Annotated in this window: 8 protein-coding genes; 5 read left to right on the top strand and 3 right to left on the bottom strand. The window is 68.6% G+C overall.

Annotated features, from left to right (window positions below):
* Positions 1–6 precede the first annotated feature (6 nt).
* The 3 genes from OG568_RS35230 to OG568_RS35220 all read right to left on the bottom strand — a co-directional run bounded on the left by OG568_RS35230 (position 7) and on the right by OG568_RS35220 (position 9,335).
* On the bottom strand, positions 7–1,626 hold the full coding sequence (locus tag OG568_RS35230; RefSeq protein WP_329536551.1) for a fused response regulator/phosphatase: 1,620 nt from the start codon (positions 1,624–1,626) through the stop codon (positions 7–9).
* 70 nt (positions 1,627–1,696) lie between these two features.
* The gene (pulA, locus tag OG568_RS35225; protein ID WP_329536550.1) at positions 1,697–7,105 is read right to left on the bottom strand and encodes a pullulanase-type alpha-1,6-glucosidase; all 5,409 of its coding nucleotides are present in this window, start codon (positions 7,103–7,105) and stop codon (positions 1,697–1,699) included.
* A gap of 169 nt (positions 7,106–7,274) precedes the next feature.
* The gene (locus OG568_RS35220) at positions 7,275–9,335 is read right to left on the bottom strand and encodes a carbohydrate-binding module family 20 domain-containing protein (protein WP_329534482.1); all 2,061 of its coding nucleotides are present in this window, start codon (positions 9,333–9,335) and stop codon (positions 7,275–7,277) included.
* A gap of 220 nt (positions 9,336–9,555) precedes the next feature.
* On the opposite strand from OG568_RS35220, the gene OG568_RS35215 reads away from it, so the two are divergent.
* From OG568_RS35215 to OG568_RS35195, 5 genes are all read left to right on the top strand, one after another.
* Positions 9,556–10,938 (top strand): alpha-amylase, encoded by a 1,383-nt coding sequence (locus tag OG568_RS35215; RefSeq protein ID WP_329536549.1) that lies wholly within the window; start codon positions 9,556–9,558, stop codon positions 10,936–10,938.
* A 308-nt stretch (positions 10,939–11,246) separates the two neighbouring features.
* Positions 11,247–12,536 carry an extracellular solute-binding protein gene (locus OG568_RS35210; protein WP_266582147.1) on the top strand — a complete coding sequence of 430 codons (1,290 nt, stop codon included), beginning with the start codon at positions 11,247–11,249 and terminating at the stop codon, positions 12,534–12,536.
* Between the two features lie 473 nt (positions 12,537–13,009).
* Positions 13,010–14,014, top strand: coding sequence for a carbohydrate ABC transporter permease (locus OG568_RS35205; RefSeq protein WP_402037125.1), 1,005 nt, complete (start codon positions 13,010–13,012; stop codon positions 14,012–14,014).
* A 12-nt stretch (positions 14,015–14,026) separates the two neighbouring features.
* Complete coding sequence (locus OG568_RS35200; RefSeq protein ID WP_266414561.1) at positions 14,027–14,932, top strand: sugar ABC transporter permease; 906 nt, start codon at positions 14,027–14,029, stop codon at positions 14,930–14,932.
* 77 nt (positions 14,933–15,009) lie between these two features.
* On the top strand, positions 15,010–16,659 hold the full coding sequence (locus OG568_RS35195; RefSeq protein WP_329534481.1) for a glycoside hydrolase family 13 protein: 1,650 nt from the start codon (positions 15,010–15,012) through the stop codon (positions 16,657–16,659).
* The last annotated feature ends 16 nt before the right edge of the window (positions 16,660–16,675 follow it).

Genomic DNA, 16,675 nt, shown 5'->3' with positions numbered 1-16,675 from the left:
TCCCGGTCACCCTAGTCGCAGCGCCAGCATCGCGATGTCGTCCTCGCGGTCGTGGCCGAAGCAGGCGAGGAGCGTGTCGCACAGGGCGTCCAGGCCGGGCAGGGCGCCGATGGCGGCCGCGCGGAGGTGCTCCATCGACACCGCCAGGTCGGTGCCCCGGGTCTCGATCAGGCCGTCGGTGACCATGAGGAGCCGGTCGGTGGGTTCGAGGAACAGCTCCGTGGGCGGCGGGTGGGGCAGACCCACTCCGAGCAGTGGGCCGGCGGCCTTGGCGTAGTCGGCGCTGCCGCTGTCCCGGACGATCAGCGGCGGGATGTGGCCCGCGTTGGCGATACGGGTGCGTCCGGTGGCGGGGTCGACCAGGACCAGGCAGACGGTGACGGTGACCTCGGCGTGGTAGCGCTGGAGCATCCGGTCGAGGCGCTCGGCGAGCACGGCCGGGTCGCTCTCGTCGACGCTGTAGGCGCGCAGCGCGTGCCTGATCTCGACCATGACGGTGGCCGCCTCCAGCGAGTGCCCGACGACGTCGCCGACCGCGGTGAGCACGCCCTCGTCGGTGCGCAGGGCCGCGTAGAAGTCGCCGCCGATCTCCGTCTCCTGGGACGCGGGCACGTACCGGACCACGACGTCGACGCCCGGCAGTTCGGCCAGCCGGTGCGGCTGGGGCAGGAAGCTGCGCTGGAGGGTGAGGGCGACATGCCGTTCGACCTGGTACATGAGCAGCGGCTCGGCGGCGAGCGCGGTGGCCTCGGCGAGCCGGGCCAGCAGCGCCTCGTCGTCGGGGTCGACCCGGCGCACGCCGCGGGTGGGCGTGGCGAGGCACACCGAGGCCCGGCCCTCCTGGATGGGGATCAGCGCCATACGGGCGTCGTGCTGCACTCCCGGCCGGAAGAACCCGGCGGGCCACAGCGGCGCGGGCACCGTGGTGATCTGGACTCCCGACTGCCCGCGGACGAGCCGTCGGAGCAGACCGGCCACGGTCTGGTGAGCGCCCTCGTCGGGCATCGCGAGCGAGGTACGGTCCCGTGAGGTGCCGCGGTACAGCTCGTCGTCCGGGCCGAGGACGAAGACGGCGGCGGGAGAGCCGGTGAGGCGCGCGGCGCCGTCGGCGGCGGCGTTGGCGAGTTCCTGCGGGGAGCGCGCGGTCTGGATGGCGACGACCGTCTCCGCCAGCCGCGTCAGCCGCCGTGCCAGCGCCTGGTCGTCGGCGCGCAGCCGAGCCGAACGCACGGCGGCCCGGACCACCGCGTCGATCTCCTCGGGCTCGGCGGGCACCGTCAGATACGCCTCGCCGCCCACGTCCAGGCCCCGGCACCGGTCGCCGGGAGCCATGGCGGCGGCCGAGAAGTGCACGACGGGCAGGCCGGCCATGTGCGGCCGGGCCTTGAGCCGACGGCACAGTTCGAAGCCGCTCATGTCCGGCAGGTCCACGTCGATGAGCGCCACGTCGGGCAGGGCGCCCTTGCGCAGCCGTACGTCGAGTTCGACGAGCGCCTCGGAGCCGGTGGCGACCGGGACGACCTGGTGACCGGCGCGGCGCAGCACGGCGCTCATGGCGTACCGACTGGCCGCCACATCGTCCACGACCAGCACGGTCGCGTCAGTCCGCTTGCCGTTGACGTCCATCTGCCAGCCCTGGGACACACCGGTGGGGCAGACCGGGGTTCGAGGTCTGCCCCACCAAGGTAATGCCCTTTCAGGAGATCCGGGAGAATACCGCCACAGTGCGCCCCGGAACGGCGAACGTGCCCGATTTCGCCGCGTACGAGGAGGATTTGACGATAGGGTCGGCGCCCGCCGCCTGCACCGGGTGCAGCGCGTACGCCGTCCCGGCCAGGGCGCCGACCGTCTGCTCCTGCGCCTTGGGCGTCGCGTTGAAGACGACGACGAGGTCGCCGAGCTCCATCGTGATCACGCCGGGTGTCTCGTCCTTGCCGGATAGCGGGAAGGAGAGCTTCGACTGCACCTGGCCAGCGGTGGACAGCGAGAAGACGCTCTCGGTCGTCCGGATCCGCTGCAGGTCCTGGTACGCGTCCGAGCTGCCCTGGATCTGCGGGCATCCCACCTTGACGGTGCTCAACAGGGGTGTGGCGTAGGGCCACTTGGACGCGTTGTCGGCCGCCATCGGCAGTCCGCGTCCGAAGCCGTTGCCGTCCCGGCAGTCCCAGTGGATGGCGTTGAACCAGTCGCCGCTGTCGAACGAGTTGCGGTCGAGGGACTTGGAGCGCAGCAGGTCGGAGCCCGCCTGGGAGAGCGACGGACCCTGGGAGAGGGTGGCGGTCGCCATGGCGAGGACCTGCATCCGGGCCCGGTCGCTCGCGCTCGTCGCGGCGGGCAGCTTGTAGGTGAGCGCGTCGTACAGGGACTCGTTGTCGTGCGCGTCGGCGTACGCGAGGGCGTCGCCCGGTGCCGCCGCGTATCCGGCCGCCTGGCCGTTGTAGTCGATCTCCGAGCCCTTGACCTCCTTGCCGTCGGTGTCGGTGAAGCGGTACGCGGCGAGGTTGCCGCTGAGCCCGACCTTGATGAGGTCCTGGTAGTGCAGCAGCCGGGCCTTCTGCTCGGCCGAAGTGCCGTTGGAAGGAGAGGAGTTTGGGTCGGTGTACAGCCCCGAGGCGAAGCCCTGGACGCCGGGGTCGGAGTCGAAGGGGCTCCCGCCGCGTACGGCGTCGCGCGCCCGGTCGGAGAAGGTCGCGATGCCCGTCCCGGCCATGTTCTTCTGGGTGGCCTGCACGAATCGGGCGTCGTCGGCGACCTCGCCGAAGTTCCAGCCCTCGCCGTAGAGGATGATCTTCTTGCCGTCGACCCCGTCCTTCGCCGGGGTCAGCGCGTCGAGGGCCTTGCGGACGGCCAGGATGTTGGCCTTGGGGTGGTGCCCCATGAGGTCGAAGCGGAAGCCGTCGACCTTGTACTCCTTGGCCCAGGTGACGATCGAGTCCACCACCAGCTTGCCCATCATGGCGTTCTCAGTGGCCGTGTTCGCGCAGCAGGTGGAGGTGGCGACGGACCCGTCGGCGAGGAGCCGCTGGTAGTAGCCGGGCACGATCCTGTCGAGCACGGAGGTGTCCGCCTGACCACTGGCGGCGGTGTGGTTGTAGACCACGTCCATGACGACCCGCAGGCCGTCCTCGTTCAGCGACTTCACCATCCGGCGGAACTCGACCGTACGGCCGGTGCCGTCCGGGTCGCTCGCGTACGAGCCCTCCGGGACCGTGTAGTGGTAGGGGTCGTAGCCCCAGTTGTAGGCGTCCTTGGCGGCGATCGCGGCGACGCACTCCTGCTGCTTCTGGGAGTCCGCGGGGTAGGAGGCGAGGTCGCAGCCTGCGGTGGCCTGGTCGGACTTCTTCTCGGGGATGGTGGCGATGTCGAAGGCGGGCAGGAGGTGGACGTACGAGGTGCCCGACCGGGCGAGGGCCCGCAGGTGCTTGGACCCGTCGCTGTTCTTGTCGGTGAAGGCGAGGTAGGTGCCCTGGTCCTTCGCGGGGACGGTCTTGTCCGCCACCGAGAAGTCCCGGATGTGCAGCTCCTGGATCTGGGCGTCCCGCAGCGGTACGGCCTTGGGCTTCTTCAGCGAGGACCAGCCGCTCGGGGCGAGGGACTTGTCCGTCAGGTCGACGACGAGGCTGCGCTCGGAGTCGGTGGTAAGGGCGAGCGAGTACGGGTCGGTGACCTTGTTGGTGACGACCTTGCGGACGGTGGGCGCCCACACCTTCACGACGTACCGGTAGGGCTTGTTCCGCCAGGACTTCGCGCCGGTGACGGACCAGACGCCGGTGGTGTCGTTCCTCTTCATGGCGACCGTGGAGCCGTCGAGCTCCAGCGCCACGCTCTGCGCGGTCGGCGCCCACACGGCCAGCGTGGGACGCCCGTCGCGGAACGTCGGACCCAGCTGTGCCTCGGTCGCGTCGTACAGATCGTCCAGTACGCCGGCGATCTGGACGCCGGTCGCCGCGAGCACGGCGCCGTTGGCGGCCCGCCCGGAGGCGACGAGCTGACCGTTCAGGGCCTCCTTGACCCGGCCTCGGTCGCGCGGGTCGACGGACCAGGCGGTGTAGTCCTTGAGGTACGGGAACGCGGCCTTCTGGGCGTCGCTGAGGGTGGTCTTCGACAGCCGGAGCCACCGCTCGTCGTCGCTGGTCAGCGTCCCGTCCTTGACGGCGATCGAGCCGTCGTGGGAGTACAGCAACTGGGTGGAGGCCGCGGCCTCGGAGCCGTTCCAGGCGACGGTGTTCCGGTCGATCCAGACCGCCTTGGAGGTGGTCAGGTCGAGCGCGGCCGCGCTGCCCGCGGGCTGTGGGAGCAGGTACTTCTCCTGGCCGTTCACCAGCCACACCTCGTGGCCGTTCGCGGCGAGGTCGAGGGACTGGTCGGTCGGGAGGTCCTTGTCGTCGCCCTTGTGGAGGATGTAGCTGAGGCTGGTGGCACCCTCGGCGAGCGGCACCTCGAAGACAGCGCCATAGGCGTCGGTCTTCACCGGTTCCAGGGGCTTGGACCAGTCCGTGGGCGTCGCGGCCCCGGTCCAGACGTGCAGTCCCCAGCCGGTGTAGTCGCCGTCGGCGCGGTGGTAGTGCAGTACGGCCTTGGTCGTGTCCTGCGCCGGGTAGTCGGGCCGCTGGGTCTGTACGGCCTCCTTGCCCTGCTCGACCCAGACCTCGCCCGTCTTGGTGACGTCGATCGTACGGTCGGTGGCGACGTCCTTGTTGCCGTCCTTGTCGATGACGAGGAAGCCGACACTGGACGCGCCCGGCTTCAACTTCACGTAGGCGAAGGCCCCGTAGGCGTCCCGTCCGATGAAGTCGTGGCCCACGGGCCAGGTCGTCGACTCGCCGTCGGCCAGGTCGCCCCAGGCGTAGAGGCGCCAGTCGGTGTAGTCGCCGTCGGTGCGCTTGTAGTGGACGATCGCGTAGTCGCGCGAGGAGGCGGTGGGGACTTCGGCGGTGGGCGGTGTGCCACTCGTACTCGTGGCCGTCGCGCTCGCCGTGTGCCCGGCCGAGTCGACGACCACCGCCTTGTAGCGCAGGGCGGTCCCGGCGGGTACGTCCTTGCCGATGACCTGGGTGACCTTGTACGGGGCGTGGTCGGCGGAGCCGAGCGTCCGCCACCTGCCGTTGCCCACCTGGGCGGCGAAGACGACACGGTCGAGCTGACCGCCGGTGACGTCGGCGCCCAGCTCGACGGTGCCGGTCGCGCCCGCGTCCGGTGCCTTCAGGGTGAGCGAGGGCTTCGCGGCGGGGGCGCCGAGCGGGCGGGCCGCCTTGAGGACGAGGGCGGAATGGGCCGGGACGGTGATGGTGACGTTCTTGTCGGCGTCGCTCGTCAGCCGGGAGGAGGTCCCGTAGATCCCCCGGAAGGTCATGTCGGCGGAGCCGGTCGCGAAGGTCGCCGTCTTCGCCTCGTCCGCGTTGTTGAGCGCGACGAGGTACTCGGTCTTGTCGCCGCCCGTGCGGGAGAAGGCGTAGACGCCCGCCCCGTCGGCCGCGTAGCGCTCGGTCTGCACCCCGTCCGCGAGGGCCGGGTTGTCCTTGCGGAGCTTCGAGAGACCGGCGATCTCCTTGTAGAGCGGTGCGCTCGTGTCGTAGGCGTCGCTCGCGTGCGTGCGGTCGGTGCCGAGTTCGTCGTCGTCGAGGTAGTCGGCGACCTTGGAGGCGAACATCGTCTGACGGGCGTCCTTGTCGCCGCCCGCGCCGGTGAAGCCCTGCTCGTCGCCGTAGTAGACGACCGGGTTGCCGCGGCCGAGGAACATCAGCTCGTTGGCGAGCTCGTCCTTCTTCACCAGCTCGGCGTCGGTGGCCTTCGGGTTGTCCTGGTTCAGGAAGTACCCGAAGCGGCCCATGTCGTGGTTGCCGAGGAAGGTGACCTGCTCGTACGCGTTGGCCTTGTCGGTCGTGTACTTGTAGTCGTCACCGAAGACCGAGGCGAGCTTCTTGGCGCTGCCGCCCTGGGAGGCGTACGAGCGTGCCGCGTCCTGGAAGGGGAAGTCGAGGGTGGCGTCGAGCCGGCCCTGGGTGACGTACGGGGAGGTGATCGACGTGTCGGCGGAATAGACCTCGCCGAACATGAAGAAGTTCTTCCGGCCCCGCTCGGCCGCGTACGTGTCGAGCGCGGTGGCCCACTGCGTCCAGAACTCCATGTCCACGTGCTTCACGGTGTCGATCCGGAAGCCGTCGACGCCGAAGTCCCTGACCCACTTCTCGTAGATCTTCTCCATGCCGCTGACGACCTCGGGACGCTCGGTCCACAGGTCGTCCAGGCCCGAGAAGTCGCCGTAGGTGGTGGACTCGCCGGCGTAGGTGGAGTCGCCGCGGTTGTGGTACATCGTCGGGTCGTTGAGCCAGGACGGCACCTTGGCGTTCTTCTTGGCGGCGGGCACGACGGGCGTACGGGGGAAGGAGCCGGCGCCCACGGACGGGAAGCCGGCGCCTCCCGCCGCGTAGTCGGCGTCGTCGAAGGGCTTCCCGTCCTTGGTCAGATACGGGAACGCCCCCTTGGAGAGGTAGTCGTAGGACTTCTGCTCGTAGTCGACGACATCGGCCGTGTGGTTGGTGATGACGTCGAAGAAGACCTTCATGCCCTTGGCGTGCGCCTTGGAGATGAGAGTCGAGAGGTCCTTGTTGGTGCCGAAGTGCGGGTCGACCTGGGTGAAGTCGGTGATCCAGTAACCGTGGTACCCGGCCGAGGCGTTGCCGCCCTCGCCCTGCACGGGCTGATTCTTGAAGATCGGCGCCATCCAGATGGCGGTGGTGCCGAGCCCCTTGATGTAGTCGAGCTTGCCGGTCAGCCCCTTCAGGTCGCCGCCCTGGTAGAAGCCCTTGTCCGTGGGGTCGTACCCGGTGGCAAGGCGCGAACCGGACAGCCCTCCCCGGTCGTTGGACGTGTCGCCATTGGCGAAACGATCCGGCATCACGAAGTAGAACTGCTCGCGCGTGTCGTCGTGCCGGGCCGGTTCGGCGGCGAGTTTCGCGTCCGAGGGCGGCGCGGGCGGGGTCTGCGCCCGCGCCGCGATCGGCTGAAGGAACGCCGCCGCGAGGGCGGCCACGGCGACGGCCGCGATTCTTCGCTGGTGCGGGGTACGGCGGCGCGCCCCGGGCGCCGGCCATCTCGGTATCAGGGCCACAGGCGTGAACTCCTAGTGAATACGGCTCAGTACGGCTACGGCTCGAACAGCTCGTCCGGACCGGCTTCAAGCCGAGACACGGCCTCGATGCCGGGCGACCGGCGCGACGGTATCGCCCACGCAAGCCTTACAGCAAGAGTCTTGAAACTTCGAGCAAGAACTTTCAGCGCCAGGTGTCGCTGACGCTGTAGCCCGTTCCCGAACCGGTGCTGTAGGAACGGTTGCTGCCGGACTCCCAGGTCACGTTTCCGGAGGAGTCCTTCTTTATGTACTTGTACGCGAACGACGTCGACTTGGGCACGATGACCAGCCGCCCCCAGTACGGGTACGACGCCGAGGACAGCGGGATGGCGTCGGCGGTGTTCCAGGAGCCGAGGGAGGGGAGGGAGCCGACGACGTACACGTTGGTGCCGTAGTCGGTGGTGGCGTTCACTCCGAAGGTCACGTCCGTGGCGTCGGCGGCGGCCACGTTCCAGGAGCTGTTGACCTCGACCGCCGAAGTACCGGTGGTGAGCGTCCTGTTGGCGTTGGACTCCCAGGTGACGTTTCCGGACGAGTCCTTCTTGATGAACTTGAACTCGATGCTCGTGCTCGCCGGAACGGAGACGTCGGCCTTCCAGGCCGGGTAGCCCGACGACGACAGTTTCACCGCGTTCGCCGTGTTCCAGCTGCCCAGCGCGGCGACCGAACCGACCACGTACACATCGGTGCCGGTGGTGGTCGAGGCGTACTCGTCGAAGGTCGCGGTGACGTTGGTGGAGCCACCGCCGCCTCCACCCCCGCCGTCCCCGCCGCAGTTCACCGTGCAGATGTAGTCGGGGTCGTAGAAGGCGACCGCCGACTTCGCGGGCACGGTCAGGGAGGCCCTGCCACCGGTGACCGTGACGGTGGTCGCGCCACCGTCGATCACGTTCGGGTACGTCCCGTCGGCCAGGCCGGTCGTGTACGTGTACGTGTTGGCGCCTGAGCTGTTGTTGAGGGCGACGAAGCCCGCCCCACCACGGCCGAAGCCGATGACGTTGGATGCCGGGGACTGCCAGTTGGCGACCGCGTAGCCGCTCGCCGCGTTGTGCCAGCCGATCATGCCGGAGACGGCGGTGTTGCGGTCGAGGCAGTACCAGCGGCTCGCGCAGTCGGTGTCGGTGACGAAACCGGCGGAGTTCGGCGGGGCCTCGTCGCTCTGGCTGAAGGTCCAGCCGGAGTAGACGGACGGGCGGCCGTAGCCCCGGGCCAGCTGGAAGACGTTGGCCAGGACCGCGGTGTCGCCGTCCTTGTAGCTGAGCGAGTAGCCGTTGCGCTCGGTGTCGTGGTTGGTGACGAAGGTGTTGGAGCTGTCCTCGGCCGCGAGGCCCCAACTGCTGCCGAAGCTCGCGAGGTTGGCGATGTCGCCCTGGAACTGCGACTTCACCTGCGCGGCGAAGGTGAAGTCGAGGACGTCACCGGTGCCGTAGTACTCGCTCTGCGCGGGCGGGGTGCCGGGGTAGATCTCCTGGGTGAGGTACGGCGCCGCACCCGAGGTCGTGGTGTGCAGTCCGGCGACGATGGCGCTCAGGTCGGCGGCGTCGATGTGCTTGGCCGCGTCGACCCGGAAGCCGTCGACGCCCAGGTCGATCTGCTGGTTGAGGAAGCCGATGACCTTCGTGCGGACGCCGCTCTCGGCGGTGTCCAGGTCGGGCAGGCCGAGCAGCTCGCAGTGCTGGACCTCGTACCGGTCGGACCAGTTGGAGATGGTCTTCGTGCAGTCGTCGCTGTCGGCGGGGTCGTAGTCGGGGGTGTCGTACTTGCTGGTGAGGACCGTGCCGTTGTAGCCGGTACCGGTCTGGGCGGCGGTGTGGTTGATCACGGCGTCCGTGTAGACCTTGATGCCGGCCGCGTGACACGTGTCGACCATGGTCTTGAACTGGGCCGCGGTACCGAAGCGGCTGTTCAGGTTGTAGGCGTAGGGCTGGTAGACGTCCCACCAGTAGTAGTTCGTCTGCTTCAACGACTCCGCGGGCGGGGCGACCTGGACCGCTCCGTAGCCGGCCGGGTCGAGGACGTTCGTGCACTCGGCGGCGACCGACTTCCAGTTCCACTCCCACAGGTTGGCGATCACATCGCCGTTGGGGATGCCGGTGTCGGAGACGGCGGCGCGGGCGGCCGGGGCGGGCAGCGCGGCGGCCCCGCCGAGGGCCAGTAATCCGGCTGTGGCCAGGGGTAACGCCCGTGATCTGATCCAGCGCATGACAGCAACTCCTTGCGGGGGACGGAGGTGCGGGATCGCGGCCAACTGGGTTGCTGGGGAAGCAAGTTGACCGCGGTGCGAGAGTGGGCGCGGTCAAGGGGCCCCGTCAATACACGCGTTGGAAGTTCTTTCGACATCTTGCTGAAACCCGAACCAACGGATAGCTTCCGTTCCCCCCACCCGCACGACGAAGTGCAGGAGCACCCACATGGCAAGAAACATGGCCAGGAAAACACTTGCCGCCTCGTTCGCCCTCACGGCGGGCCTGGCGGTCTCGGTGGCCCTCCCCCCGGGTGTCGCGGCGGCCTCCCCGCCGGGCACGAAGGACGTCACCGCCGTTCTGTTCGAGTGGAAGTTCGACTCGGTCGCCAAGGAATGCACCAACACACTGGGCCCGGCCGGTTACGGCTATGTCCAGGTCTCGCCACCCGCCGAGCACATACAGGGCTCGCAGTGGTGGACCTCGTACCAGCCCGTGAGCTACCGGATCGCCGGGCGGCTCGGTGACGCGACCGCCTTCCAGAACATGATCAACACCTGTCACGCGGCGGGCGTGAAGGTCGTCGCGGACACGGTCGTCAACCACATGGCGGCGGGTTCCGGCACCGGCACCGGCGGATCCTCGTACACGAAGTACAACTACCCCGGCCTGTACTCCTCGTACGACATGGACGACTGCACGGCGGCGGTCAGCGACTACACCAACCGCGCCAACGTCCAGAACTGCGAGCTCGTCGGGCTCGCCGACCTGGACACCGGCGAGGAGTACGTCCGCAAGACCATCGCCGGATACATGAACAGCCTGCTCGGGTACGGCGTGGACGGCTTCCGCATCGACGCGGCCAAGCACATCCCGGCGGCCGACCTCGCCAACATCAAGTCGCGGCTGACCAATCCGTCGGTGTACTGGAAGCAGGAGGTCATCTACGGCACCGGGGAGGCGGTCCAGCCGACCGAGTACACCGGCAACGGCGACGTGCAGGAGTTCCGGTACGCCTACGACCTCAAGCGGGTCTTCAACAACGAGAACCTCGCCTATCTGAAGAACTACGGCGAGGGCTGGGGCTATATGAGCAGCTCCGTCGCGGGGGTCTTCGTCGACAACCACGACACCGAGCGCAACGGCTCGACGCTCAACTACAAGGACGGGGCGAACTACACCCTCGCCAACGTCTTCATGCTCGCCTACCCCTACGGCGCCCCGGACATCAACTCCGGCTACGAGTGGTCGGACGTGGACGCCGGCCCGCCCAATGGTGGCACCGTCAACGCCTGCTGGCAGGACGGCTGGAAGTGCCAGCACGCCTGGCCGGAGATCAAGTCGATGGTCGCCTTCCGCAACGCCACCCGGGGCCAGTCGGTCACCGACTGGTGGGACGACGGCAATGACGCGATCGCCTTCGGCCGCGGCGCCAAGGGGTACGTGGCCATCAACCACGAGTCGGGCTCGCTGACCCGGACCTATCAGACATCCCTCGCGGCGGGGATGTACTGCAACGTCCAGAACAACACCAGCGTGACCGTGAACAGCTCCGGGCAGTTCACGGCGACCCTTGGCGCGAACACGGCGCTGGCGCTCTACGCGGGCAAGACCAGCTGCTGAGCGAGGTCCGCCGACCGCGCGAAAGCCCGTACGGGAGGGCGTGCGGTACCCCGCACAGAACCCGTACCGAAAGCGCCGTATCGGACATACCCGATACGGCGCTTTCCTCTTTGCGACCTCTTCGCGACACCTCGCGGTAACGGGAACGTCACGCTTGCGGGATCTTGTGGAAATTTCCTTGCAACGTCTTTCGCAAGGACTTGCAACGCTGTTAGTTTCCTCCCCAGCCCGGCGGCCGTCGATGGGACAGACGGCACCCGCGGTCCTCCCAAGGGAAGATCCGGGCAAACCCTCTTCTAGGAGTTCATATGCGACGTGGCATATCGATCGCCGCCGCGGTGACCGTCATCGCGCTGACCGCGACCGCCTGTGGTGGTTCCGACGACGACTCGTCGAGCAAGCCGAAGGCCGTCGGCGACATTTCCGGGACGATCACGTACTGGGACACATCGGACGCGGCGACCGAAGCCCCGACGTACAAGGCTCTCATCAAGAAGTTCGAGGCCAAGTACCCGAAGGTCAAGGTGAACTACCAGAGCGTCCCGTTCAGCGACGTCGAGCAGAAGTTCAAGTCGGCGGCGAAGAGCGGCAAGGGCGCCCCGGACGTCGTCCGCACCGACGTCGGCCTGATGGCCGAGTACGCCTCGCTCGGTTACATCGCGCCCCTCGACGGCACGATCGCGCTGAAGGACACCTCGGACTTCAACTCGGGCCCGCTGAACACCACCAAGTACAACGGCAAGACGTACGGCGTCCCCTCGGTCACCGACACCCTGGGTCTCCTCTACAACAAGGACCTCCTGAAGAAGGCCGGCATCGCGCAGCCGCCGACCACCTGGGACGAGTTCATCACCGACTCGAAGACCATCAAGAAGAAGACCGGGGCGTACGGCACCTACCTGAACCCCGACTCGTACTTCCTGCTCCCGCTGCTCTACAGCAACAACGCGGACATGGCCGACACCTCGGCCAAGAAGATCACCATCTCCGACGCCAACGCCGTCACCGCGATCACCACGGCGAAGAAGATCCAGGACGAGGCGTCGATGAAGGTCGACTACGCCAACGCCTACCAGAACATGCAGACGGCGTTCAAGACCGGCAAGGTCGCCATGCTGATCCAGGGCCCCTGGTCGGTCAGCGAGGACCTGAGCGGCAGCGCCTTCAAGGGCAAGGAGGCCAACCTCGGCTACGCGCCCGTCCCGGCCGGCCCCGGCGGCAAGGCCCAGGCCCCGACCGGCGGTCACAACCTCGCGGTCTACCAGGGCTCCAAGAACCTGGACGCCGGGTACCTCTTCACCCAGTTCATGACCTCGACCGACAGCCAGGTCGAGATCGCCAAGGGCACCGGCACCCTGCCGACCCGCAAGTCCGCCTACACGGCCGAGGTCACCGCGGACGCCAAGATCGCCGGCTTCAAGCCGATCCTGGAGCAGACCGCCCGCCCGCGCGTCGCGCTGCCGCAGGTCGGCTCGCTCTTCACGCCGCTCGCGCAGAACTACGTGAAGATCCTTCAGGGCAGCGAGGACGTCAAGGCCGGTCTCGACGCCACCGCCAAGGAGTTCCAGAAGCTCCTGCCCGGCTACACCATCGGCTGACCCGGCACCCCCTGACCCACCGGTAACCGAAGAACGCGCAGCCCCGGGGAACGCTTTCCCCGCTGCCGCCCCGAACGGGGCTCCCCCGGGGCTGCGATCACCGGTTCCCTCAGGATCTCAGGGCCCACCAGACCCCCCGGGGGTTGACCAGACCCCGGGTCACCGGACCCTAGATCCACCGGGGCCCCAGGGCCCTGGCCCCGCGGGTCGACCGAGTCCCGGATCCCGGATCCACCAGGCCCGGACCCCGGACCCCGGGCCCACCGGACCTTGGATCCGAGCCCACCAGCCACCAGACCCCCCGAGCCACCAGACCCACCGGAACCCGGATTCCGGATCCCGGATCCCGGGGCCACCGGGTCCCAGACCCCCGAGCCCCCGAATCCCGGATCCACCAGACCCCAGGTCACCAGACCCCGGGTCACCGGATCTCCCGCCCCCCAGACCTCCGCATTTCCGCCGCGAAAGAGCCGATGAGGATGACGACCGCAGCGAGCACCGAGAAGACCGACCAGCCAGCGCCCGGCAAGAACGCCGCGCGCCCCCCGCGCGTTTCGGCGCTCCGGCGGTCCTGGGACAAGTACTGGTACGCCTGGGCCATGGTGACCCCGGTCGCCATCGTCCTCACCGTCCTCGTCCTGTATCCGCTCGGGTACGGCATCTACCAGTCGCTGACCGACGCCAACGAGTCGAACGTGGCGTCCACCATCGGCGCCTTCCACCGCCCGGCCACCTACAAGTTCGTCGGCCTCGACAACTACTGGCACGTGCTGTCGGGCGCGGACAGCGACTTCTACCCCCGCCTGCTGTGGACGGTCATCTGGACGGTGTCCTGCGTGACCCTCCAGGTCGGCATCGGCATGGGCCTCGCGGTGCTGCTCAACCGCAAGGTCCGCTTCCGCGGTTTCTACCGCGCCATGCTGATCCTGCCCTGGGCCGTCCCGTCGTTCATCGGCGTCTTCGCCTGGCGGCTGATGCTCAACTCCCAGTACGGCGTCTTCAACGAGATCATCACCGCGTTCGGCCTGCCGGCCCAGGACTGGCTCGGCACCCCGCTCGCCCAGAAGATCGCCGTCATCATGGTGAACGTCTGGATCGGCGTCCCCTTCAACATGGTCGCGGTGCTCGGCGGACTCCAGTCCATCCCCAGGGAGCTGTACGAGGCCGCCGAGATGGACGGCGCCTCCCCATGGCAGCGCTTCGTCAACGTGACGCTGCCCGGTCTGCGCCCGGTGTCGAACACGGTGATCCTGCTCGGCTGCATCTGGACGTTCAACATGTTCAACGTCATCTATCTGCTGCTGGGCAACAACACGAGCGGCGACGCCGACATCCTCGTCACCTTCGCCTTCCGCAAGGCGTTCACCGGCATCTCGGACTACGCGGGCGCGGCGACGTACGGGATCATCATCCTCGCCCTCCTGCTGGCCTTCTCGACCTTCTACCGCCGCAGCACCCTGAAGTCCGAGCAGGCGTAAGGAGCCCTCGCCATGACCGCAGCAACCCACGAGTCCCCCGCGACCGCTCCCGTCGACCGGTCCGCCGTGACCACCCCCCACAAGGTGCGCGGCCGCGAGGAGCGCGGCCTCGGCTCCTCGATCGCCCTGCACGGCACGCTGATCGTCGCCACGGTGATCGCGGCCTTCCCGGTGATGTGGATCCTGTTCATCTCGCTCGGCCCGAAGAACGCCTGGCAGCAGCCGGGCGAGGTGTTCTCGCACCTCAGCCTGCACAACTACAGCGATGTGCTGTCGCAGACGGACCTGCCGAAGTGGTTCCTGAACACCGTCGTCGTGGCGGGCGGCACCACCGTCCTCGGTGTCTTCCTCGCGGCGACCGCCGGATACGCGGTGTCCCGGATGAAGTTCCCCGGCAGCAGGCAGCTGATGTGGACCTTCCTGGTCACGCAGATGTTCCCCAGTATCGTGCTGATCGTGCCGCTTTATCTCCTTATGTCCGAGCTGAACCTGCTGGACAACTACCTCGGTCTGATCCTGGCGTACGCGACGACGGCGGTGCCGTTCTGCGCCTGGATGATGAAGGGGTACTTCGACACCATTCCCAAGGAGATAGACGAGGCGGGCCGGGTCGACGGGCTCACCCCGTTCGGCACGTTCTGGCGCCTGATCGTGCCGCTGGCCAAGCCGGGCCTCGCCGTGACCGCGTTCTACAGCTTCCTCACCGCCTGGGGCGAGGTCGCGTACGCCACGCAGTTCATGCAGTCCGACCACTACACGCTCGCCGTCGGCATCCGCACCTTCGCGCAGGACCAGCGGCCCGACTGGGCGTGGACCTCGGCCACCGCGATCATCATCACCATTCCGGCGGCCCTCGTCTTCATGCTCGTGCAGCGCAGCCTGGTCTCCGGGCTGACGGCCGGCGGCACGAAATCCTGACGGCCCGCCCGCACTTAGCGGGCCCCTCGTACTTAGCAAGCGCTTCTGTCGTTCCCCCCGCACCCCTAAGGGAATCCATGACCCAGCACGTCACCGACGCACTCCCCACCGACGCCTCCTCCGCCGCCTCCGGGCGCCGGGAGTGGTGGCGCGACGCGGTCATCTACCAGGTCTATCCGCGCAGCTTCGCGGACGGCAACGGCGACGGCATGGGTGACCTGCCGGGCATCCGGGCCCGGCTCCCCTACCTCAAGGGCCTCGGTGTCGACGCGGTGTGGCTGTCCCCCTTCTACGCCTCCCCGCAGGCGGACGCGGGCTACGACGTGGCCGACTACCGTGCGGTGGACCCGATGTTCGGCAACCTCACGGACGCCGACGACCTGGTACGGGACGCGCACGGCCTGGGGCTGCGGGTGATCGTCGACCTGGTGCCCAACCACTGCTCGGACCAGCACGAGTGGTTCAAGCAGGCGCTGCGCGAGGGCCCGGGTTCGCCGATCCGGGAGCGCTTCCACTTCCGTCCCGGCAAGGGGGAGAACGGCGAACTGCCCCCGAACGACTGGGAGTCGATCTTCGGCGGCCCGGCGTGGACCCGTGTCGCGGACGGCGAGTGGTACCTCCACCTGTTCGCGCCCGAGCAGCCCGACTTCAACTGGGACCACCCGGCCGTCCACGACGAGTTCCGCTCCATCCTGCGCTTCTGGCTGGACCTCGGTATCGACGGCTTCCGCATCGACGTCGCCCACGGCCTGGTCAAGGCGGCGGGTCTGCCCGACATCGGCCACGACGAGCAGGTCAAGCTGCTCGGCACCGAGGCCGTGCCGTACTTCGACCAGGACGGCGTGCACGAGATCTACCGCAGCTGGCGGCGGATCCTCGACGAGTACACCGGTGAACGTATCGCCGTCGCCGAGGCGTGGACGCCGACCGTCGAGCGCAGCGCGCTGTACCTGCGCCCGGACGAGCTGCACCAGGCCTTCAACTTCTCCTACCTGACCACCGGTTGGAACGCCCCGGACCTGCGCGAGGTCATCGACCGCTCGCTCGGCGCCATGAACGCCGTGCACGCGCCCGCGACCTGGGTGCTCTCCAACCACGACGTGGTTCGGCACTCCACGCGTCTCGCGGAAGGGGACGAGGCGCGTGGTCTGCGCCGGGCCCGGGCGGCGACCCTGCTCATGCTGGCGCTGCCGGGCTCGGCGTACCTCTACCAGGGCGAGGAGCTCGGGCTGCCCGAGGTCGTCGACCTGCCCGACGAGGTCCGCCAGGACCCGGCGTTCTTCCGCAGCGCGGGCCAGGACGGCACCCGCGACGGCTGCCGGGTGCCGCTGCCGTGGTCCGGCGAGGTCGCGCCGTTCGGCTTCGGTCCGGTCGAGGGCGGCCCGAGCTGGCTGCCGCAGCCGGCGTCCTGGAAGGACCTCACGGTCGAGGCGCAGGAGGGCGACCCCACCTCGACACTGGAGTTCTACCGCAGCGCGCTCGCCGTGCGCCGCGAGCACCCGGCGCTCGGCGCGGGCCGCCAGGTGACCTGGCTGCCGACGCCCGACGGCGTCCTCGCCTTCCGCCGCGACACCGCCGAGGGCTCCTTCGTCTGCACGGTGAACCTCACCGCGGCCCCTCTCACGCTGCCCACCCCTGGCACCCTGCTGCTGGCCAGCACGGACGTCGAGCCGGGTGCCGAAACGACCGAACTGCCCGCGGATTCAACGGTCTGGTGGGCAGTCTGAGATGCGACCGGTACAG

The organism is Streptomyces sp. NBC_01450 (genome assembly GCF_036227505.1).
Taxonomy (GTDB): Bacteria; Actinomycetota; Actinomycetes; order Streptomycetales; family Streptomycetaceae; genus Streptomyces.
This window is presented reverse-complemented; position numbering and strand designations above follow the sequence as displayed.